Here is a 780-nt window from a genome sequence, read left to right as displayed (position 1 = left end):
GGCCCGCACGAGACCGGCGAAGCGCTCGTCCTCCAGGGCCCGCTCCACGGCGCGCATCCGGGCCGGCCGCTCCGGATGCCCCTCGGGAACCTCGTGATCGAAGCTGGCGGGATGGCTCACGTAGAGAGTGGTCACGAGGGTCGCTCCCGGATGCTCGCCTGTCGCGCACCGGCAACAGGAGCCGGCAATGTGCCACGGGCCCAACGCGCGGACTACGGCGGGGTGCCGTTGCCCCCTTATGGTTGCGCGATTCGTCCACGGGCCGGATCCGGATCGCCGATCCTCCGTCCGCGGCCGCGACGATCCTCGAGGCGGGACATGCGCATCATCTCGGTACTCGGCTGCGCCCTGCTGCTGGCGGGCTGCACCTTCAAGGGCGTGCCCGATCCGGCGCTCTCGGCCCGCGACGCCGAGTACATGGCCCTGGTGCCCGAGGCCGAGTTCGATCCGCACTTCGCCCGCTACGAGATCGCCGATCCGACCCGGGAAGCGCCCGGCACGATCGTGGTCGAGACCAAGGAGCGCCAGCTCTACCTCGTCCTGCCGAACGGCCGGGCGATGCGCTACGGCGTGTCGGTGGGCGACGAGGCGTATGGCTGGACCGGCACCGCCCGGATCGACCGCAAGGCGGAGTGGCCGGCCTGGAACCCGCCGGCCGAGATGATACGGCGCTGGCCGCACGTCCACGCCATGCAGGGCGGCCCGATGAATCCGCTCGGTGCCCGCGCCCTGTACCCTGTCGGATCGCGGCCGCGACACGCTCTACCGGATCCACGGCAC

Annotated in this window: 1 protein-coding gene; it reads left to right on the top strand. The window is 71.8% G+C overall.

Going from position 1 to position 780, the window contains the following annotated elements:
* Window positions 1–318: 318 nt before the first annotated feature.
* Window positions 319–780, top strand: a 462-nt coding sequence (locus NS334_RS16690; RefSeq protein ID WP_206542708.1) for a L,D-transpeptidase, incomplete at its 3' end; no start/stop codon positions are given.

Source organism: Sphingomonas endophytica, assembly GCF_001476895.1.
Lineage (GTDB): Bacteria > Pseudomonadota > Alphaproteobacteria > Sphingomonadales > Sphingomonadaceae > Sphingomonas > Sphingomonas endophytica_A.
Note: the sequence above shows the minus strand (reverse complement) of the source record. Positions and strands in the feature narration are given on the sequence as shown.